The organism is Paenarthrobacter sp. 10L420 (assembly GCF_056395385.1).
The window spans coordinates 91,378-110,602 of sequence record NZ_JBFTJK010000003.1 but is presented as its reverse complement, the minus strand read 5'-3'; the positions used below and the strand labels follow the sequence as shown (position 1 = coordinate 110,602).

The following is a 19,225-nucleotide window of genomic DNA, read 5'->3' as shown; positions in this document are numbered from 1 at the left end:
CAGGAGAACGCTGACGCCGCGCAAATTCACTGGAGTCACAGAAACGGGCTAGCGACGCCTGGATACAGGTGTCGCCAGCCCGAAACTGTGGCGCAAACGAAAATGGGTGTCGCGGCCTGGGAGCCTACGCAGTAACAGCCAGGGCGTCGATCTCCACCAGCATGACCTCGTGCGGGAGGTCCACAAACACGGTGGTGCGGCTCGGCAGCAATCCGCTGGGCACGTTCTCGCGGATGAACTCCCCGTAAACCTCGTTCATCGCGGCAAAGTCATCACGGGTAGTGAGGTACACGCGGAACATGATGACGTCTTCAACAGAGGAACCGCCAGCTTCGAGGATGGCCTTCACGTTCTCCAGCGTGCGACGTGTCTGGACGCGAACGTCGCCCTCGCCGATGTACTGGTTGGTGGCGGGATCCATGGGGCCCTGGCCGGAGACCTGGAACATCCCGCCCTTTTTGATGCCTTGGGAAAATACGTGTGCCGGGGCGGGGGCGTTTTCGGTCAGTACTACGTTCTTTTCACTCATGCTGAGTTCCTTTCGTGGCTGATCCAGCCGAGGTCATTCGAGATGGCCTCGGTGCTGGCTTTGAGGTCGGGCAGCAGCTCCAGCAAGCCTTCATAGCTGAGCATCACTACCGGTACCGAACAAGAGGCTGCGGCAACAACGGCGCCGCTGGCGTCGCGGATGGGGGCCGCGATGCAGTGCACGAAGGCCTCGTGCTCAGCGTTGTCGTGGGCCCAGCCCTGTTCCTTGACCTGCTCGAGTTCGGCCAGCAGGGCCTCCGGCGAGGTCAGGGTGTTCTCGGTAATTTTCACGTAGTCCAGCCCCGCGGCGATCTTTTCCTGCCGGCTGCGCGGCATGTCGGCGAGGAGGACCTTGGACACAGCGGCCGAGTGCAGCGATGCAGTCAGGCCGATGCGCGAGTACATGCGGACGGGGTGGTGCGACTCGAACTTGTCGATGTACACCACCTCATTCCCTTCAAATGCCGCGAGGTGCACTGTGTGCCCGGTGCGGCCATTCAGCTCGGCCAGGTGCGGATGGGCGACCTTGCGGATGTCCCTCTGCTCAAGGGCCAGCGATGACAGTTCGAACAGTTTGGAACCCAGCATGAACCGCTGCTCTTCGTCCCGCACCACAAACCGCTTCTCCTCCATGGCGTGCAGGAGCCGCATCACAGTGGTTTTGTGCACGGATGCTTTGGACGAGAGTTCGTCAAGGGTGGCGGGCTTCGCAGCGAGTTCGGCGAGCAGGTCGATGGCCCGCATGAGGCTCTGGCTCAAAATGTCACGCTCCGGTTCTGGTGTTGAAATGTCCCTCTTCAACATGGATGGCAGTCCAGTCCTCTTCCGAAGAATCGAGGATGGCCGCGAGCTCCACGGCGTCAGGCAGCGGCCCGCGGTCGCCGTGGACGGTCAGGGTACAGGCAGCCGCGACGTGGCCGCGACGGAGGCTCGCCTTCTGGTCCAGCCCAAACAGCATGCCGCTGAGGTAACCGGCGGCGAACGAGTCACCCGCGCCAACAGGCTCGACGACGGCGACGGACAGTGCGGGCACCTCTTCCCGGGTGCCACTCTGGTCCAGGGAGATCGCGCTGATCGCCTCGTTCTTGATGACCAGCACCTGAGGGTCCGGCATTAGACGACGGAGTTCGGCTTCGTCGGTGGTGCCAAAGGCGTGCTCGGCTTCGTCTTTTCCAACCAGCACGACGTCGGCCATGTTGGCCAGGCGCTGCAGGACCGAACGATCCTGGCCCGCCCACAGGGCTTCGCGCCAATTGACGTCGAAGCTGACGATGCGCCCGTTCCGCGGCTCGGTCAGCATGGCCTCCAGGAGAGACAGGCACTCGGCGGACAGGGCAGCGGTGATGCCACTCAGGTGGATGAGGGCTGCATTTTCCAGCAGTGACGAAACAGCGGGATTGGAAAGCAATGGGCGTCCCATGGCCGACGCCGCAGAACCTTGCCGATAGTACAGAACTGAGCTGCCGCCGTCGGGGTCTGATTCCTGGGCGGGGACCTTCACGTAGAGGCCGGTGGGCCGGGACTCGTCCACCTCGACGCCGGATACTCCCACTCCGTGCGCTCGGAGCTCGTCGAGAATGCGTGTGCCGAAGCCATCGTGGCCAACTCGGCTGATCCAATGCGTGTCCAAGCCCATGGCCGCGAGTCCCATGGCGACATTGGACTCAGCGCCACCAATTCCGCAGTGGAGTTCGGTGGCGAGGTGAAGGGGAACGGCCTGAACAGGGGTAAGCATGGCCATTGTTTCGCCAACGCATACTGCTGAAAGCATCGTTCTCCCACTGGTTCGTGCGCCTCTGCGCGGCCTTGACTCTTGATCCGCCACCATGTTAGACATATCACCATCAGGTTTGCAACCAGCGTTGCAAAATACGCAACGCTACGCCGAAGGGAATGAACCCGTGAACACTTCCGAAGCCATTTCGGCACACGCCGTGGCCGGCCTTGCAGACCGTCAGCTCGATTGGCGGCACAAGGCCATTCCGGCCACCGCCAACGGGATCACGCACGCCGAATTCCTCGCGGCCAAGCACACGCTGGCCGATCTGCAGACGCCGCTGCTCACGCTTGATAGCGCCGCGCTCCAGGCCAACGCCGACCACCTGGCCGATTGGTGCAAGGAACACGGCGTGCTTTTGGCGCCACACGGCAAGACGACGATGTCTCCCCAGCTCTGGACCGAGCAGCTCAACCGCGGAGCCTGGGGTATCACCCTCGCGAACTTCGCGCAGCTTCGGGTGGCCCGCGAGTTCGGCGTCCGGAACCTGCAGCTAGCCAACAGCCTCACGGACCCACACGCCATCGAATGGGTGGCGGGAACGTCCACTGCCGATGCGCCGATCCTGTCGTGGGTGGACTCGCTGGGAACCGTGGAGGTCATCAACCGCGTCCTCGCCGGGAGCGATGCCGTGCTGGATGTGCTCGTAGAGCTCGGAGCCCATGGTGGCCGGACCGGAGCCCGGGGCGTTGACGCTGCCATGGCGGTGGCCCGCGCGGTTGCTGCTTCACCGAATCTGCGGTTGGTAGGTGTCAGCGGCTACGAAGGCTCGCTCGCGCACACAGCCGACGACGCCGGACTGGGTGCCGTCCGCGGCTACCTCGCCCAGATGCGGCTGCTTCACGAGGAACTGCTCGCCGGGGGTTTCTACGATTCCAGCGAAGTGATCATCACCGCCGGTGGCAGCGCCTACTTCGATGACGTCGTCACCGTCCTCTCGCCCTGCATCAGCACAGGGGCCGAAATGGGAGATCCCAGCGTGGACCTCATGATCCGCAGCGGCGCCTACATCATTCACGACGACGGGTTCTACCGCGGAATCTCGCCTTTCTCCCGCGAAGGTGATCAGCCGTTCCGGGCGGGAATGCACGCTTGGGCGAGGGTCGTATCGCAAACGGAGCCGGGCTTGGCCATCCTCGACGCCGGCAAACGCGACCTCCCGTTCGACGAAGGACTTCCGGAGCCGCAGCTCATCGGTCCCGTGCTCGGCGGAGCGATGGAATCACTGCGTGGAGCCGAAATCACGTCGGTCAACGATCAGCACTGCTTCATGACCTACGATCCCGACACCACCAGCGTCCAACCCGGCGATGTGATCCGCCTGGGCCTGTCCCATCCCTGCACAGCCTTCGATAAGTGGACCGTCATCCCGGTGCTCTCGTCCGCCGAAAACACAGGCAACCAGGCCGTCGTCGACCTTATCCATACCTTCTTCTAGGACCCCTGCCATGAAGACCCTTATCAGCAACGCCACCCTGGTGGATGGAACCGGAGCGGACCGCCGCACGGCGGATGTCCTGCTGGACGGTGCGGTGATTGCCGCCGTCGTCGACGCCGGTTCCCTCACCGCTGGTTCCCTCACTGCAGCCTCAACCGGCGCGGACCGCGTTATCGATGCCACTGGTTTGGTCCTGAGTCCTGGGTTCATCGATATGCACGCGCATTCTGACCTGCAACTGCTTGTTAACAGGCAGCACTACGCGAAGCTCAGCCAAGGCGTCACCACGGAACTTTTGGGCCAGGATGGTCTCTCTTACGCACCAGTGGATGATGCCACGCTTGCAGGTGTCCGGGAGAAGATCGCTGGTTGGAACGATAACCCGGCGGACTTCGACTGGGACTGGCGGACCGTGGGGGAGTACCTGGACCGGTTGGATAGTGAGGTCACCGATGCGAACGGCACCACAGGCCGCATCGCCACCAACGCAGCCTACCTGGTTCCTCAAGGAACCGTCCGGGCCATGGTGATGGGCTTCGCCGAAGGTGACCCGACGCCGGAGCAACAGCAGCAGATGCAGGACGTCATCCGGTTGGCCATGGAGGAGGGCGCCGTCGGAATGTCCTCCGGCCTGACCTACACGCCGGGCATGTACGCGCAGACCGAAGAACTCGCTGGCCTCTGCAGGACTGTGGGGGAGCTGGGCGGCTTCTACGCACCCCATCACCGCTCGTACGGCAAGGGTGCGCTGGGTGCGTATGCGGAGATGATCGGGCTGAGCCGGGACACAGGCTGTGCCCTGCACCTCTCCCACGCCACGATGAACTTCGCCGAGAACAAGGGGCGGGCAGGGGAGCTCCTGGAACTCATCGATGAAGCCCTGGAGCAAGGTGTGGACATCACCCTGGACACCTACCCCTACCTCCCCGGCGCCACCACGCTCTCCGCGATCCTGCCCAGCTGGGCATCGTCCGGCGGAACGGAAGCGACGCTTGCCCGCCTGGCAGATCCCGAGTCCCGCGCCCGCATCAGGGAAGCCGTTGAGATCTACGGATCCGACGGCTGCCACGGGGTAGTTGCCGAGTGGGACACCCTTGAAATCAGTGGCGTCCAGAACCCGGCGCTCGCAGGACTCGTGGGCAAAACCATCAAGGACATCGCCGCCGAGAGCAACGAAGAGCCGTTCGATGTTTTCGCCCGCATCCTCACCGAAGACCGCCTCGGCACCGGCATCCTGCAGCACGTGGGGCACGAGGAAAACGTCCAGGCCATCATGAAACACCGCACGCACACCGGCGGAAGCGATGGCCTCCTGGTCGGCGCCAAGCCGCACCCCCGTGCCTGGGGAACCTTCCCGCGCTACCTCGGCCACTACTCTCGCGATCTCGGATTGCTCAGCCTCGAGGAAACCGTTCATCACCTGAGTGGGCGTCCGGCCGCACGACTCAAGCTCCACAACAGGGGACTGGTCCGCGAAGGCTACGCGGCCGACGTCGTGCTCTTCGATCCGGACACCATCCGCGACGAAGCCACTTTTGAGAATCCCCGCCAACCCGCCAGCGGCATCCATTACGTCTTCGTCAACGGCGAAGCAGCGATCGACGGCGGCCAGCCCACCGGTGCGCGCGCCGGCCGTGCGCTGCGTCGAAGCCGTGACGGACTTAGCCGAGAAGGAAAGCAGCACCACCCATGACTCCTGAAGAATTCATCCAGCAGCTTGAAGCCGACCGCACCCTGGCCGTGGTCCGCGCACCGTCCATTACGGACGCCGCGGATCTCTGCCGGGCATTGGCCGACGGCGGCATCCGCAGTGTGGAACTGACGTTCACTACCCCGGATGCGCTCAAGCACGTCAAGCGTGCGGCAGAAACTGCCGCAGACCATGGTGCCGCCGTCGGAATTGGTACGGTCCTGACCGCAGACCAAGCCCGCGCAGCGATCGATGCCGGTGCTAAGTTCCTGGTGACACCGGGCATCCGGCCGGAAGTTGCAGCCGTCGCCGTGGCCGCCGGCATACCCTTCAGCCTTGGCGCCATGACGCCCACCGAAGTGGCACAGGCACTTGACCTTGGGTCCGGCGTCGTCAAGATTTTCCCTGCCCGGCAACTCGGACCTGCGTATCTGAAGGACCTGCAGGGCCCCTACCCAGGCATCCGTTTGTTGCCTTCGGGAGGCATCGACGCTTCCAACGCAAAGAGCTACCTCGACGCCGGTGCTGTCGCAGTCTGCTGCGGCACCAGCGTGGTCCCGCCCGCAGCGGTCGCTGCAGGCAACTGGGCAGACATCGCGGCCCGTGCCGCCGCGTTTACCGGCACCCTCAAGTAGGACTCACCCAGAAAGAATCCCCATGAATGAATTTCTCGAATGGCTGCGGCACGACACCGCCGGCCTGCTCCTCCTGGCAGGCGCGGGCATCGCCCTCCTGCTGTTCCTGATCATCAAGGTCAAGCTCGAACCGTTCATCGCCCTGGTGGGAACCGGCGTGATCGTGGCTTTGGTGGGTGGGGTCTCGGTTGAAGCGTTGGTCGGCTCGGCCACCAAGAGCAGTGATGCCCTGATTGAGAAGGGCTTCGCCGGTATCCTTGGCCACATCACCGTGATCATCGGCCTCGGTACTGTGCTCGGTGCCATCCTCGAACGGTCTGGTGGTGCGGAAGTGCTGCTCGGCAGGCTGGTCAAGATCTTCGGCGAAAAGGGCACCCCGCTCGCCATGGGTATCACCGGCTTTGTGCTGGGTATCCCGGTGTTCTTCGATATCGGCATCTTCGTCCTGGCCCCGTTGGTTTACGTCGCTGCTATTCGCGGCGGCAAGTCGCTGGCACTGTACGCACTTCCGTTGCTGGCCGGCCTCTCCGTGACACACGCCTTCCTGCCTCCGCACCCCGGACCCGTTGCTGCCGCAGGCCTGTTCCATGTGGACCTTGGCTGGATCATCCTCATGGGCCTCATCTGCGGCATCCCGGCCTGGTTCGCCTCCGGTATTTTGTGGGGCACGTGGATCGGCAAGCGCGTGATGGTGAATGTTCCCGAGGACCGCATCGTTGCTGAGGCCGAGGAAGCGCGTGGCCACGAGCCGTCCATCGGACTGGTGCTGCTGGCCATCGGCCTGCCCATGATCCTCATCCTTGGCGGCACGTTCGGCAACATCTTTGCGCCTCCCGGTGTTTTCCGAGACATACTCCAGTTCTTCGGCAACCCGGCAATCGCACTGACCGTCGCCGTGCTGCTGGCCATGTGGCTCCTGGGCATCCGGCGCGGCATGAGCTCCGCCGAACTCAGCGAAATCACGGGTTCATCGCTTCGTCCCGTAGGCATGATCCTGCTGGTTGTTGGCGCCGGCGCGTTCTTTGGCGCAGTTCTCTCGGCTACCGGTGTTGGCAAGGCTGTGGCGGACTCGCTGGCCCAGGCCGGCCTGCCGATCATCCTCTCCGCCTTCGTGATCAGCGCGGGTATGCGCATTGCGCAGGGCTCCGCAACCGTGGCGATCGTAACCACCGGCGGCATCCTGGCCCCGAGTTTGGCCTCGGGTTACTCCCAGCCGCAGCTCGCCCTGATCGTGGTGGCGATCTCCTCCGGCTCCATCATCGCCAGCCACGTCAACGATGGCGGCTTCTGGATCATCTCCAAGTACTTCAACATGTCAGTCAAGGACACTCTGAAGACCTGGACCGTTCTGGAGACAGTGTTGTCGATCGTGGGCTTCGCAATGGCGGCGCTGCTGTACACGTTCGTGAGGTGACCTTTCGGCACCCAAGCCGGGTGCCGGCGTCGTGCGCTTGTCCCCATGAGAGTGCAGCTTAAACAAAGAGCTCCGGAGTGCGTTATTGGGGGATACGCACTCCGGAGCGGTCTTTGAGCAGGTGCTTCCGCTTCCTGCAGTAATCACTCTACGTTGGGCGGGACGGCATTGCCACCACCTCGAATAAGTACTTTCGCTTTAGTTTTTACGGGCAGCTTCCTGGGGCTTTTTCTGCGGCACGATCAGCACCGGCCGGCGTTGGTGGTGGCTCAGCCATGCCGCGACTGAGCCGTTCAAAGCCTCGGATATACGGTGTCCCAGACCCGGTTCCGGCGTTCCGACAATAATCATCGAGGCGTGAATGTCCTCGGCGAGTCGGCCCAGGGCGCGGGCAGGATCTCCAGCGAGCAACCGCAGAGTCCAATCCGCTGAGCCGCCATCCATGGCTTCGCCGATGACCTTGCCCAGATCACTGCGGACAGCTGCGACCTCCTCGTCATCCTTCTCCGGATGAAGCGACATTCGGTGTGTCTCCCGCGCCGGGTCCCATTCCACGAGGTAACTGGCCTCGTCCACGTAGGCACAAACCAGCGGTACGCCGAGTTGCTCAGCCAGCGTCCGGGCTGTTTGCAGCACCTCCACGTGCTGGTCGGGCAAGACGCCGACAACCAAAGGAATCCGTCCGCTGAAATTCTCCGCAGCCATACCTTATTGTTGCGCCGCGACGTGTCCTTGAACAGGCTGTCTGCTCACCCAAGTAAGTCGCAGCTGAGCGCGTTTTGAGGGCTCAGAACGCGCTCAACTGCGACTTACTTGGGTGGGGACGGTTTGTTCCACGTCAGCCGCACCTTGAAGTTGGATGCCGTGCTGGCCGATGCAATGAAAGCTCCGGCCTCGGCGTGGAGGTCTATGCCGAACTCAACGCTGACCTCATCGGGCCGGTTCTCCAGACTCAACAGTTCATCGATCACGCCCTGGACTGCGGGTCGGACATGCTCGAGGGCCCGCTGGAACGTCTGTTGGGCTCTCGCGAAGACGCCGGAATGATCCCCCGCGTGATCGCCGCCCCGGGTCACGATGCTCCCGGCTGTGCTCGCGACTTCCACAACTACCGTGCCGCCGTCGTCGGTGGTGAACTCAACCAGCCGGCTCATGGCGACGTTCCGGCCTTGGCAGCTGGTCCCGCTACAGTGGCTGGCCGAACGCGCCGCGCCATCACGACGAACACCACGCCCACCGCGCAAAGAAGCATCAGATGCAGAAGCAACGGCAGCGCCTGCGACATGTACCAGCTCTCCATGAACACGCCTTTCCCTTGGATCCAGATGATCGGTTGCAGCACGGTGGGCAGCAGCAGGAGCCACGCAAACGTTCGCAGTTCCGGGTGCTTCAAGGCCAGGATGCCCGCCCAAAGTCCGAAGGCGGCCAGGATAAAACTGGCCACGACGGCGGTCACTTCCACGGTGTAGTTAAGGCCGGCAAGCCCAAAGATCGCCCCGGAAAGCACGACGCCGGTCATCGCAACACGCGCTGGTACGGTCCGCTCGGGCAGTCCGGCGACCATGAGCAGCACATAACCGAGCGGTGCCAGAAGTCCGTACAGGATCCGGAGCACGATGTCGCCGCCGTTGTCCTGCCAGTAAGTCTCGTCGAACCACATGAAGAACACCACGATGCACGCCCCCATGGCGCCCGCCACAGCCAAGGCGACACCGCCCCACGCGAGCGGTGTCCAAGCGAGTGCTGGTTGCGGCGGTTTCGCGGATGGAGTGCTCGACGCCGGAGCTTGGCTGGGTGCCGGGGCTTTGGTAGGTGCCGGGACCCGCGTTGTGAGGGCTGCCGTTGGCCGCCGGGGCTCTGGAGACAGGTCCGCAGCCGTATATGAACCCTGCTGCTCCTTTTCCGGGGAAGGCTGCTTTGCCGGCTCCGGTTCCGGTGGATTCGCCTTCTCGATCTCAGCCCTGGCAGCGCTCGCGAGTCCGTCGGGGTCGGCCGCGTCCGGGTCCAGCGTCGCAAGTTCAGCCGCCACATCCACCACGGCTCCCCACGAGCCCAAAGACGAGTGGTAGCGCAGTTCACCCTGAAGGTCCGAGATGCGTTGACGGCGTTCGCAGTCCTGCCGGCGGCTTGCTGCTTGCGGGAACTCCGGATCCTCCTGCACCAGGGCAAAGCCGTCCGCCGCGGCCAGCCAATCGCCGGCCTCTTCAGCGGCGAGTGCCTCACGGTAGGTGCGGGACATGTCCAGCCGATGCTGTGCGCTCTCCCTTAGCGCCGTGGCGTCACGGTAGCCGGGTTCCAAGGTCAGGAGGTCATCGAACAGCTCAACAGCTTGTTCGAAGCGTCGTGCCCTTAATTCCGCCGATGCCTGGACGTAAAGGGCTCGCAGTTGGGCTCGCTTCATGGCCTGGTCGGCGTTCGCTTGTGCCGCCTTCGCGGCAGCGCCGTCTCCCGCGCCGGAGCTTCCCGGGGCCTGCAGCGGGACGGACGTTTGCCCGCTCAAGATGGGTGGCGCCGTCGGGACTGCAGCTTGACCGGCTTGCCCGCCCAAGGTGGGTGCCGCCGTCGAACGCGCTTCCGAAACGGTTGCGCGTGGCGTGCCGCGCAGCGTGAAGAGTTGAGTGGAGCCGCCCCGGACGTAAAGGGCCGGCGTGACCCACTCGAGTGTGCCGTCCGGGCTGGCCATAACCGAGATCCGGCCGACGCGTGCTGCCTCGTCCACCGTTCGGCCATTGGCGATTGCGGCGTAGAAGCCGTGGGCGAAGGCGATGGCCGCGGAGTCACTGATGGCGAACTGCATTGCCGCGACGGCGCCTATCCCGCTCCTGACCAAGGACGAAGCGGTACCGGAAAAGAGGTCCGATTGGCCCATCTCTCCGGAGGAACACGAGTTCAACACCACGAGTCGCGGGCGTGGTGCGGCAACGCTGAGCAAGGCCATGAGCCGCACGGCGCGGACCATGGCGGCCCTGCCGTCGGGTCCGACGAGAGCGATCCTGCCTTCGTCGGTCCGGGAATCGTAATCGCCGTGGCCCACGAAATGGACCACATGCCATGGGCCGGCGAGCAGCAGGGACTGAACGTCGTCCCAGGTTCCGCTTCTGGACCACACGAGTTCCACGCGTCCCTCGGCTACAGGACCAGCCAATGCCCTGCTCAGGTGGTCCTTTTCGGCATCAACGTCGAGGGTAGGAAGGTCCCGGGGCGAAGCGACGATGCCCAGGATCCGCAGCGGGGGAGCCACGTCCAAGGGGTTCTGGTTGTAGTCGGGGGCGGGGATATGCCGTAACAGGGGTTCCGTTTGGCACAGGTACGTTTCGGTTTCGGGGTCGAAGAGGGTCTCCCACGGCATGGTTGCCAATTCCGGCGCGGCAAGCCGCAGGACCACCCTGAGTTGCTGGCCAGCGTGTTGGGCCGCGCCAAGGCTGGCCCGGTACGTGCCGTAGACCTCGCGCGTGAACAAGGCCTGGAACAATTGCTGGCCTACTTCGCGGACTGCCATCTCGGCCACGGGCATAGTGCGCCGGGCGGCCACTGCGGAGGCAAGGACGGTGGCTTCAAGTTGGGGAAGCCGGTCCAGGATGCTGTCAACGTCCAGAGTGAACATCCCCGAAGCGTGGCCTCCCGCCGGAGCACGGACCACGTGCACCGTGTATTCGCCGCGTGCAGAGCCGGTATCGATCTCCAGCTCGATGTCACAGTCCATCGCGGATCCCTTGTGCGAGCGGGCGTCGGCACGGGTTCTTGAAACCTGCGCGCCAGCGTCCTAGGTACAGATTGGCCCTTCGCCCGATTCCCCACAAGACCCTGATAGCCGAGGCCGTGATGGAGCAACCCTTGTAGGGCAGCCCTTGTAGACGACCCGACCCCGGCCTACGGTTAATCCGAAGGAAGGTGGTCTGCGATGGAAATCTTCATGTGGTGGCTGGACCTGCACTTGGACAGCAAGGAGTGGCTGCGCGAAAACCTGCGTGCCGAGGAACTTCCGTTGCAGGTCCTGCAGCATATCGCCGAGGCTGGCGGGCCTCATACAGACAAGGTCAGTGGGGTGCTGACGTTGCAGGATTGGGACTTCATTGAGACGCAGTCGGAGTTCGTGGACTAAGCGTTCGTGGACTAGGGCGGGGCTTGCCAGGTTTACTTCTGCTCTAAAGGTTCTTCGTGGAGGGCATTCTGGAATTGGCTGACCATTTCCTGGCGGAAGGCATCGAAATCTCCTGCCAGAGCTAGCTCAGCTAATTTTTCGTGCTCAACAGCGATATCGTGCAGGTCGCTATAGGTACGGTGATCGACCGCCAGGTACAGGCGCAGCTTGTTCTCCCACCCGTTCCACATGTTTTGCAGGGCGGTGTTCCCCGAAAATTCGTAGAAGAGCCTGTGGAAACGAAGGTGGGCGTCAATGCTGCCGGGGATGTCGTTGGTGTCGGTGGCCCGGTACAGTTCCTCGATGGTCTGCTTGAGCCGGAGCCGCTCGGGACCCCGCAGGGTGGGGGCTGAAAGCTCGGCAGCATAGGGTTCAACGAGTACCCGGATCGATGCGATCTCAGCGACGTCGCGGGCACTGACTTCCACAACGAAGGACCCCCGGAAGGGGATCTTGACCACCAGCCCTTCCTCCTCCAGTTTGGTCAGCGCCTCACGGAGCGGGGACCGACTGATACCGAGGTCAGCGGCGATGTGCGTCTCGCGCAGTTGTTCCCCCGGAGGCACAGTTCCGTTCAGGATGGCGGTGCGGAGCACGCGGTAGACACCATCCGGCGTCGTCATCCGCTGTTCCTGCCACGTGAACTTGCGGTCCATGTGCCACCTCCCTGTCGATTGTCGATTATACCGGCCTAGCTCGTCCTGAACCGCTCAGGGCGTACGAATTCCAGGCCGTCGAGCGACTGTTTTCCGAGCGCTTCGTACGCGGCGATGTGGCCGAAACCCGTGGCGTTTTTGAATCCGCCTCCGGAGAAGCCTGTGGCGCCGTAGATCCTGCTTGACCTGCCGAGCCAGCCCAACAGCGGGTTCCGGTCCTCGGTGTAGAGGTCCGGGAAGGCGTCGGAGCGGATGATGCTGGGAACCAGGCCGGGCAAGAATTCGGTGACGGTTTCCAAAGTGTCGGCAATTTCGGCTGTTGAGAGCTCCCTGGGGAAAGCGTCGGGGTCAGTCGTCACCGTGCCCCGGCCGTCCAGCGTGGCTTTGACCGTAACGCCGTCCACGGCCGGCGCCCCGTACATGGCGCGGTCTTCGTACATGCGGCTGAATGTGGGGAACTTCTCCGGGGTGAACTGGGCTGCATCGCGGGCAACGAACCAGCTCAGGAAAATCCTGCGGGTTTCCGTCTGTGCCTTCAAGTAGTCAGGCATGAGCCGCTGGGACCAACCCCCCGAGGCGACGATGACGTTCTCGAAGGTCCAGGTGCTTTCCCCCGAGGTGACGACAACGCCGTCGGTGGTTTCCCGGATGCCGGTTACAGGAGTGTTGTTAAGGACCGTTGCCCCGTTTGCCTGTGCTGCGGCAATGGCGGCGGTTACTGCCCGGTCGGTCCGTAGGACCCCGGCGTTGGGGTCGAACACCGCGGAGTCGTCGGCCCGGAGGTTGTGCTGGGGGTAGCGTTCAGCCATTTCCTCACGGCTCAGGAGTTGGTGGGCAGCCCCATTGGTCCGGGCAGTTTCCAGGACGCTGCGGAGGTACGGCCCATCGGTGGTGCCGATGGAGAGTCCGCCACAGCGTGTGAGGATGTCCTGTCCGGTTTCTGCCTCGAGTTCCGCCCAGAGATCCCGTGAGCGCTCCAGGATGGGGTAGTGCGCCGGGCTGCCACGATAAATCATGCGGAACAGCCGGGTGTCCCCGCCTACAGCGCTGCGTCCATGGGCCGGAGTGTGTGCTTCGAAGCCGACCACGGAATCGGAAAGACGGGAGGCCTGCCAAAGTGCCATGCTTCCGATGCTGCCCAAGCCGATGACGGCGAGTTTTCCGTCCATGTTTAGAGCACCTCGATAACTTCATTCATGAACAGCAGGGTGTCTGCTGTTGGGCGGGTGAAGCCCATGCTTCTGTGACTGATGGTTTGCATGTGGGGAGTACGTCTCCTAGTTGAGCTTGGCTTCGGTGATGGCACCGGATTCGAGGCCCCAGTTCGAGAGGGACTTCTTGTACTCCGGGCTGTTCAGGACGGACTGGACGGCGGCCTGGAGGGCGGGGGTCAGGGGAGAGCCCTTCTTCAGGCCGATAGCCGTCACGTCGCTGGAGCCGACGTTGACCTGGGGCGTCAGAATGGTGAACGATTTGGGCTGCTGCTTCTCGGCCCAGGCGAGGGAAGTTGTGTCGTAGAGGATGCCATCGATGCGCCTGGACGCTAGCTGGGTCAGCGCGTCCTGGACGTTGGGCAGGGTCACGGCGTTGATGGCTGGCTGTCCCTTCGAAGTGCAGGTCTGTTCCGAGAGGGCCGGAAGGCGCTTGAGTTGGCCTGTTGAGCCGGCTGTGACGGCTATGTTTTTGCCGCACAGGGTTTCGTTGGTGAGTTTCAACGGATTTCCAGCGCTGACGGCCACTGAGTTGCCGGCTTTGAAGTAGTCGATCATGTCCAGGACCTTCAGCCGCTCCGGTGTTGGTGCCATGGTGGTGACCGTGAAGTCGTAGCGGCCACCGTCAATGCCCGGAATGATGGTGTCGAAGACGGTGTTCTCGAACTTCAGCTTCAGGCCGAGCTTCTTGGCTATCAGGCGGGCAATGTCCGGATTCAGGCCGATCGGCGTCGAGTTGTCCTCTGCGAGGAACGTCGTCGGCGGGTAGTGCAGGTCCATCGCCACCGTCAGTTCGCCCTTGTCCTTATAAGACGCGGGCAACAAGCTCACAGCTTTTTGGTCAGGTTGGACGCCCTCGGAGATGTCGGCCGTTTTGGGATCTGTTGGGGAGGTGCTTGTTGCCCCGCCACAGCCGGTGAGGGCCACCAGGATTGCAAACCCTGCGGCTGCAGCCTGGATCCTGCTTATGGTCTTCATGACGTACCTCCGGGGGCGTTTCAAATGAAGGTTTTTGGATGGTGCATTATTCGTGAAGTCCGGCGAGCCTGCTGCCGAATCTGGCCAGGAGGGACGTCTTGGTGGAATCCTTTCGCTCTTCCCACTGATCAGCAAGGCCGAAAAGCCGATACATGCCGTGAACACCCAACCAGCGGATGGGTTCCGGTTCCCATTTCCGTGCGCGGTAGCCAACCCAGGGGAGTGTGGTCCGTTCCGTTTCCCGTTCGAAAGCCAATTCCGCGAGTGTTCGGCCGCCCACGTAGGCGGCTGTAACACCGTGTCCGGCATAGCCGGTGGACGATCCGATTCCGGCGGCCTGGTCCCAGTGCACGCCGCCGTTCCAGTCACGCGTAACGCCCAGGACTCCGGACCACGCGTGGTCCACTTCGAGGTGGATACCCGGGAAGAAGGACCGAAGCTTTGTGGAGATCAGGTCAACCGTGGACTGGGCTGTGGCACCGGAGCCGCCTGTGCCGGAGCCGTAGCGGTAGGGCCTTCCCCTGCCACCAATCGCGATGCGGCCGTCCGCGGTTCGCTGCGAATAGATGAATGTGTGGGCGGAATCGCTAAGGCACTGAAGCCCGTTCCAGCCGATCTGCTGCCAGGCCTCCTCTGACAGCGGTTTGGTCACGATCATGGAGGAGTTGATCGGGATCAAGGACCTGCTACCAAGCAGCTGCCCTGAATACCCTTCCGTGCAGATGAACTTCTTGGCCGCCGTGACCTGTCCGTTGGCCAGGGTCAGGGTCTTGCCGTCAATGCTGTTTACGCGGCTGTTTTCGTAGATCCCCACCCCCATGAACGTCAGGGTGTCCGCGAGGCCATAGACAAGTTTCGCCGGATGAATCCGGGCGCAGGGCTTGTAGAAGAGCCCGCCGTGGACTGTGGAGATGTTGATCTTGCTCTGGAACTCGTCCCGGTCGAGCAGGCGGACATCGTCTTCGGTCAACCCATACTTCCAGTCGGCGTCACGCCTGGCTACCAGCCGGCCAAGCCCCGCCCTGGTGTGGGCAGCGACGAGTGCGCCACCCTTGTGCTGATCCGCGTCGATCCCCTCGGCTTGAAGGATGTTAAGGACGGAGTCGACGCCGGTCACGAACTCCTGCTGCAATGCCCGGCTGGCGTCCAGCCCACCTTCGGATGCGCGCGCAAAAGTGGCCCGGTTTCCCGGGGGCATCGCCGAAAGCCACCCGCCGTTTCGCCCGGAGGCTCCGTAGCCGATTTGTTCAGCCTCAAAAACCGCAACCGAGAGTGAAGGCTCGAGCTTCTTGGCGAAGTATGCCGCCCAGAGGCCTGTGTAGCCACCGCCTATGATGGCCAGATCCACGGACCCCTGGCCTGCGAAGCGCGGGAACGTTGGCCGGTTTTCCGCGAGTCCTGCCATCCAGAAGCCGAGGTCTCCGTTTCGGGGTGTTGCTGTGAGGGCTTTCATCGTTGTCCTACTTTGTGGGGAGTTGGTGTTCCAAGCGGTGTGGTGTTCAGGCGGCCGTGTAGCCGCCGTCGACGGGCAGTACCGCGCCGGTGATATAGGACGATTCCGGGGACGCCATGAAAAGTATGGCGTCGGCGATTTCTTCGGGAGTGGCCAGGCGCCGGAGCGGGATCTGGCCCTCGCGTTCTGCCCGGTAAGCCTCGGGATCGGGCCTGCGCTGGAACGAGGCCTCGATGACCGGGGTGACGGTCAGCCCGGGCGCGACGACGTTGACGCGGATACTGCGTGAGGCCCACTCGATTGCGGCGCCCTTGGCGAGCATGATGAGGCCGCCCTTGGCCGCGGAGTAAAGGACTTCATCAGGCTTGCCAACCATGCCCAGTCGTGAACTGACCAGGACGAACGAGCCTCCCGTGGCAGGCATCAACGGTGCAAAATGCTTCATCATCAGGAAGGCGCTGAGGAGGTTGCTGTGGAGCACGTTCTTGGCGTCTTCATACGCCATCTCCGTCAGCGGACCGCTTACCTGCAGGCCATGGTTAAGGACGACGACGTCCACGGTGCCGAACGCTTCGGCAGCCTGGTGGGCGAGGCCTTCGACGAAAGCCTCGTCATTGAGATCCCCGGGGACGTACACGTCACCAGATTCGACGCTGTCGAGTTGGTCCCTGCGGCCGGTGAGCAGCAGTCGGGCGCCTTCGCGCCGGAAGTGGGAACTCACTGCTTCCCCGATTCCGCTGCTGGCGCCGGTTATGACGGCAGTGGTCTTATCAAGTCTCATAGTGGTCAGTCCTTGTACGGTTTGTTTCTGCGGGTTGCCGGTCTGGGGTTGCGGGCTGGGGCCCGGACATGCCGTCCCCCACGAATCAGCTGAGGAATCCGCGGGCATCCACCCGCCACCGCTCCAGCGATGTGCCGGTGCTGTCAGTGACGATGTACTCCTCGAAATTGACCACAACCGGGCAAACGTGGTTCGGCACGATCGGGAGAACCGTGCCGACGCCCGGGTGGAAATCGCCGGCCGGCAGGGGGAGGAACCCGTGGTACTCGTTGAGCTTGGAGAGAACGGCCGACGTACCGGGGACAGCGCCATAGCCAATCTGGGGGCTGCCTTCCCGGCTTAATGCTTTGGTTCCTACATCGAGAATGACCTGATCGGGAACCCAGTCGCTGACCACCGTGCCAGCGACAAACAGGGCAATCTGATCTTCCGTGCAGGCTCCGAGCCGAGTGTTGTTCAAGTCATTGAACACGTACTCGCCGGGCCTGATCTCAGTGATCACGTTGCTCGTAGCGTACTCAATGGTGGGTGTTGAGCCAGCGCTGACGACGTCTGCGCTGATGCCCACCGCGCTGAAGCTGCGCACCGCCGTGGTGAGCGCGGCTTCCTGGTCCATCGCTGCACGCTGGCGGGCGTCCGGGCTGGAGCTTCCATGCCCTGGATAAGTGAAGACGCCCACCGGCACCAGTCCCCGCCTTCGGGCGGCGGCGGCGAGCTCGCCGGCAAACTCGGGTGGTGCACCGGAACGACGTGCTCCGCAGTCCACCTCAATCACAACCTGGAGCCGTTCGGCTTCAGATCCCATCGCATCAGCAAGGGCATCGATCGCCGCGAAATTGTCGACGCCGACCCCCAGCCGGGTGGTTACGGCAAGTTTGCGGATGCGCAGGCCTTTCGTTCCCGAAGGCCAGATTGGGTAGGCGATGAAGATATCGTCGAAGCCCGCTGCGGCGAAGATTTCGGCCTCACCAACATTGCCTGCGGTGATTCCCACAGCTCCGGCCTTGACCTGGCGACGAGCGATCTCAACGCATTTATGCGTCTTTACGTGCGGCCTGACGTTAACGTCCTGCCGGGCGGCGAAGGCCTGCATGCGATCGATGTTGTCCTGCATAACGTCGACCAGCACGATCGGCGCCGGGGTGTCGACCCGCTCGACCAGGGCGTTGAGTGCTCCTTGGATACGGTTCACGCTGTTCTCCTCATGAATTTGCCGCCAACATATCCGCGCCTAAGCGGCTGTGCAGATCATCTGGATCTCTACAGGAGTGTTGGCCGGCAGCCCGGCGACGCCGATTGCGGTCCGGGCGTGCCGTCCGTTCTCCCCCAACACTTCGATGAGCAATTCGCTGGCCGCGTTGGCGACCCGCGATTGCAGGCCGAGGTCCGGTGTGCTGGCCACGAACACCAGCATCTGCACGATCCGGACCCGGTCCAGGTCTCCAACCGCCTGCACAGCCGCCGCGAGGCAATTGAGCGCGGCATGGCGGGCGAGCTCCCGCGCTGTCTCCAGCCCCAGGTCCCGGCCCACGATGCCTTGGCCCAGCAGCACACCGTCCTTGTAAGGCAGTTGGCCGGCGATGTGGATACTGGAACCCACGGCGCGGTGGTCCACGTAATAAGGGCTGTCAGCGAGGGTTGGAAGCTCCAGGCCAAGGGCCCGAAGCCGATCCAAGGCCGAGCCCGCCGTAGTGACGCTCATCTGTCATCAGGTCTTTCTTACGAAGCAGCGGAACGTGGCAGGCCGAAGAGGACGGGGAGCTCGGCGATGTCGGTGATCCGCTCGTAGCCGAGCCAGTGCTCGTCATGCTCGAAGCCACGGTCCACATACACCTTGTTCTTGATGCCCATGATGGCTGCGGACCGAAGGTCGTACATCGGGCTCGCAGAGACGTGCACAATCTCGTCGGGCGTGACGCCAAGCTTGTCGAACATGTATTCAAACGCTCCGAGGCGGGGCTTGTACATGCCCATCTGCTCGGCGCTGATGACGGTTGCGAAGGGAGCTTGGAGGTTTTCCGAAAGTCGCTCAGCATGCGCGGTGTCGCTGTTGGTAATGATGACCAGGGGGACTGCCTCGGCCAGGCGATTCAGGGCCTCGGTCACACCTGGGTACGGGCCCCACGTGGGGACAATTTCGTAGACTGCCCTTGCATCGGCCTCCCGGTACTCAAGGCCGAGCCTGCGCGAGGCGCGTTCCATGGAGTTGGCGATGATCTGGTGGAAGGGCTTGTAATCGCCCATGCACTCATCGATCCGATATGCCTTGGTGGCCTGCAGGTATGCATCGGCGAGCTCTGCGGGCAGGCGTTCGCCCAAGACCTCACGGGTCGCGTCGGCGATAGCGAACTTGATCAGCGTTCCGTTCATGTCGAACGTTACGAACTTCGGCTTGATGTCGAATGCCATTTTTTCCTCCAGTTTGGATTTTATCTTCGTCGATTGTCGACGAGGCTTCATTGGGGAAGTACCGTCGATTGTCGACAATACTCGCGGTGGTTGTAGATTGTCAACGGTTCTTTG

19 protein-coding genes are annotated in these 19,225 nt (G+C 63.1%); 5 read left to right on the top strand and 14 right to left on the bottom strand.

The features are described from left to right. Positions 1–124: 124 nt before the first annotated feature. From AC1DD5_RS07235 to AC1DD5_RS07225, 3 genes are read right to left on the bottom strand one after another with little or no spacing between them, the layout of a single operon-like run. Positions 125–529, bottom strand: a complete 405-nt coding sequence (locus AC1DD5_RS07235; RefSeq protein WP_216924578.1) for a RidA family protein — start codon at positions 527–529, stop codon at positions 125–127. Next, positions 526–1,287, bottom strand: a complete 762-nt coding sequence (locus AC1DD5_RS07230; RefSeq protein WP_477521017.1) for an IclR family transcriptional regulator — start codon at positions 1,285–1,287, stop codon at positions 526–528. Before AC1DD5_RS07230 ends, AC1DD5_RS07235 begins: the two co-directional genes overlap by 4 nt. Positions 1,288–1,291: 4 nt before the next feature. Beyond that, complete coding sequence (locus AC1DD5_RS07225) at positions 1,292–2,299, bottom strand: sugar kinase (RefSeq protein WP_477521016.1); 1,008 nt, start codon at positions 2,297–2,299, stop codon at positions 1,292–1,294. Between the two features lie 130 nt (positions 2,300–2,429). Between AC1DD5_RS07225 and AC1DD5_RS07220 the strand changes: the two genes are divergently transcribed. Genes AC1DD5_RS07220 through AC1DD5_RS07205 form a run of 4 tightly spaced genes read left to right on the top strand, consistent with a single transcriptional unit; the run spans position 2,430 to position 7,482 of the window. Next, a complete protein-coding gene (locus AC1DD5_RS07220; RefSeq protein ID WP_477521015.1) occupies positions 2,430–3,743 on the top strand; it encodes an alanine racemase in 1,314 nt (437 codons plus the stop codon). Between the two features lie 10 nt (positions 3,744–3,753). Further along, positions 3,754–5,436: an N-acyl-D-amino-acid deacylase family protein gene (locus AC1DD5_RS07215; RefSeq protein WP_477521014.1), complete on the top strand. Its 1,683-nt coding sequence runs from the start codon at positions 3,754–3,756 to the stop codon at positions 5,434–5,436. After that, a complete protein-coding gene (locus AC1DD5_RS07210; RefSeq protein ID WP_442017236.1) occupies positions 5,433–6,068 on the top strand; it encodes a bifunctional 4-hydroxy-2-oxoglutarate aldolase/2-dehydro-3-deoxy-phosphogluconate aldolase in 636 nt (211 codons plus the stop codon). The genes AC1DD5_RS07215 and AC1DD5_RS07210 overlap by 4 nt, the downstream gene beginning before the upstream one ends. Before the next feature lie 22 nt (positions 6,069–6,090). After that, positions 6,091–7,482 carry a GntP family permease gene (locus AC1DD5_RS07205; protein ID WP_442017237.1) on the top strand — a complete coding sequence of 464 codons (1,392 nt, stop codon included), beginning with the start codon at positions 6,091–6,093 and terminating at the stop codon, positions 7,480–7,482. A gap of 198 nt (positions 7,483–7,680) precedes the next feature. On the opposite strand, the gene AC1DD5_RS07200 is transcribed toward AC1DD5_RS07205, so the two are convergent. The 3 genes from AC1DD5_RS07200 to AC1DD5_RS07190 form a co-directional block, all read right to left on the bottom strand. Further along, positions 7,681–8,187: a universal stress protein gene (locus AC1DD5_RS07200; protein ID WP_442017238.1), complete on the bottom strand. Its 507-nt coding sequence runs from the start codon at positions 8,185–8,187 to the stop codon at positions 7,681–7,683. 104 nt (positions 8,188–8,291) lie between these two features. Then, the gene (locus AC1DD5_RS07195) at positions 8,292–8,636 is read right to left on the bottom strand and encodes a CU044_2847 family protein (protein WP_442017239.1); all 345 of its coding nucleotides are present in this window, start codon (positions 8,634–8,636) and stop codon (positions 8,292–8,294) included. Further along, the gene (locus AC1DD5_RS07190) at positions 8,633–11,185 is read right to left on the bottom strand and encodes a CHAT domain-containing protein (protein ID WP_477521013.1); all 2,553 of its coding nucleotides are present in this window, start codon (positions 11,183–11,185) and stop codon (positions 8,633–8,635) included. The genes AC1DD5_RS07195 and AC1DD5_RS07190 overlap by 4 nt, the downstream gene beginning before the upstream one ends. A 198-nt stretch (positions 11,186–11,383) precedes the next feature. On the opposite strand from AC1DD5_RS07190, the gene AC1DD5_RS07185 reads away from it, so the two are divergent. Further along, positions 11,384–11,584 (top strand): hypothetical protein, encoded by a 201-nt coding sequence (locus AC1DD5_RS07185; protein WP_442017241.1) that lies wholly within the window; start codon positions 11,384–11,386, stop codon positions 11,582–11,584. 32 nt (positions 11,585–11,616) lie between these two features. Here the strand turns inward: AC1DD5_RS07185 and AC1DD5_RS07180 are convergent, their stop codons facing one another. The 8 genes from AC1DD5_RS07180 to AC1DD5_RS07145 all read right to left on the bottom strand — a co-directional run bounded on the left by AC1DD5_RS07180 (position 11,617) and on the right by AC1DD5_RS07145 (position 19,111). Continuing rightward, entirely contained in the window at positions 11,617–12,279 is a 663-nt protein-coding gene (locus AC1DD5_RS07180) for a GntR family transcriptional regulator (protein WP_442017242.1), read from the bottom strand. Positions 12,280–12,314: 35 nt separating this feature from the next. After that, positions 12,315–13,448 (bottom strand): N-methyl-L-tryptophan oxidase, encoded by a 1,134-nt coding sequence (gene solA, locus AC1DD5_RS07175; RefSeq protein WP_477521012.1) that lies wholly within the window; start codon positions 13,446–13,448, stop codon positions 12,315–12,317. 108 nt (positions 13,449–13,556) lie between these two features. Next, positions 13,557–14,468, bottom strand: coding sequence for an ABC transporter substrate-binding protein (locus AC1DD5_RS07170; protein ID WP_477521011.1), 912 nt, complete (start codon positions 14,466–14,468; stop codon positions 13,557–13,559). 46 nt (positions 14,469–14,514) lie between these two features. Next, complete coding sequence (locus tag AC1DD5_RS07165; RefSeq protein WP_477521010.1) at positions 14,515–15,921, bottom strand: NAD(P)/FAD-dependent oxidoreductase; 1,407 nt, start codon at positions 15,919–15,921, stop codon at positions 14,515–14,517. 46 nt (positions 15,922–15,967) lie between these two features. Continuing rightward, positions 15,968–16,702 (bottom strand): SDR family NAD(P)-dependent oxidoreductase, encoded by a 735-nt coding sequence (locus AC1DD5_RS07160; RefSeq protein WP_477521009.1) that lies wholly within the window; start codon positions 16,700–16,702, stop codon positions 15,968–15,970. 85 nt (positions 16,703–16,787) lie between these two features. Next, positions 16,788–17,894, bottom strand: coding sequence for an alanine racemase (locus AC1DD5_RS07155; RefSeq protein ID WP_477521008.1), 1,107 nt, complete (start codon positions 17,892–17,894; stop codon positions 16,788–16,790). 39 nt (positions 17,895–17,933) lie between these two features. After that, positions 17,934–18,404: a RidA family protein gene (locus tag AC1DD5_RS07150; RefSeq protein ID WP_477521007.1), complete on the bottom strand. Its 471-nt coding sequence runs from the start codon at positions 18,402–18,404 to the stop codon at positions 17,934–17,936. 17 nt (positions 18,405–18,421) lie between these two features. After that, the gene (locus tag AC1DD5_RS07145; protein WP_477521006.1) at positions 18,422–19,111 is read right to left on the bottom strand and encodes a haloacid dehalogenase type II; all 690 of its coding nucleotides are present in this window, start codon (positions 19,109–19,111) and stop codon (positions 18,422–18,424) included. Positions 19,112–19,225: the final 114 nt, after the last annotated feature.

Bases quoted from the DNA above. Each gene is read 5' to 3' on its own strand.
- AC1DD5_RS07210 (WP_442017236.1), top strand. From the start codon at position 5,433: ATGACTCCTGAAGAATTCATCCAGCAGCTTGAAGCCGACCGCACCCTG.
- AC1DD5_RS07180 (WP_442017242.1), bottom strand. From the start codon at position 12,279: ATGGACCGCAAGTTCACGTGGCAGGAACAGCGGATGACGACGCCGGAT.
- AC1DD5_RS07165 (WP_477521010.1), bottom strand. From the start codon at position 15,921: ATGAAAGCCCTCACAGCAACACCCCGAAACGGAGACCTCGGCTTCTGG.
- AC1DD5_RS07185 (WP_442017241.1), top strand. From the start codon at position 11,384: ATGGAAATCTTCATGTGGTGGCTGGACCTGCACTTGGACAGCAAGGAG.
- AC1DD5_RS07235 (WP_216924578.1), bottom strand. From the start codon at position 529: ATGAGTGAAAAGAACGTAGTACTGACCGAAAACGCCCCCGCCCCGGCA.
- AC1DD5_RS07225 (WP_477521016.1), bottom strand. From the start codon at position 2,299: ATGCTTTCAGCAGTATGCGTTGGCGAAACAATGGCCATGCTTACCCCT.
- AC1DD5_RS07215 (WP_477521014.1), top strand. From the start codon at position 3,754: ATGAAGACCCTTATCAGCAACGCCACCCTGGTGGATGGAACCGGAGCG.
- AC1DD5_RS07160 (WP_477521009.1), bottom strand. From the start codon at position 16,702: ATGAGACTTGATAAGACCACTGCCGTCATAACCGGCGCCAGCAGCGGA.
- AC1DD5_RS07145 (WP_477521006.1), bottom strand. From the start codon at position 19,111: ATGGCATTCGACATCAAGCCGAAGTTCGTAACGTTCGACATGAACGGA.
- AC1DD5_RS07190 (WP_477521013.1), bottom strand. From the start codon at position 11,185: ATGGACTGTGACATCGAGCTGGAGATCGATACCGGCTCTGCACGCGGC.
- AC1DD5_RS07195 (WP_442017239.1), bottom strand. From the start codon at position 8,636: ATGAGCCGGCTGGTTGAGTTCACCACCGACGACGGCGGCACGGTAGTT.
- solA (WP_477521012.1), bottom strand. From the start codon at position 13,448: ATGGACGGAAAACTCGCCGTCATCGGCTTGGGCAGCATCGGAAGCATG.
- AC1DD5_RS07170 (WP_477521011.1), bottom strand. From the start codon at position 14,468: ATGAAGACCATAAGCAGGATCCAGGCTGCAGCCGCAGGGTTTGCAATC.
- AC1DD5_RS07205 (WP_442017237.1), top strand. From the start codon at position 6,091: ATGAATGAATTTCTCGAATGGCTGCGGCACGACACCGCCGGCCTGCTC.
- AC1DD5_RS07200 (WP_442017238.1), bottom strand. From the start codon at position 8,187: ATGGCTGCGGAGAATTTCAGCGGACGGATTCCTTTGGTTGTCGGCGTC.
- AC1DD5_RS07150 (WP_477521007.1), bottom strand. From the start codon at position 18,404: ATGAGCGTCACTACGGCGGGCTCGGCCTTGGATCGGCTTCGGGCCCTT.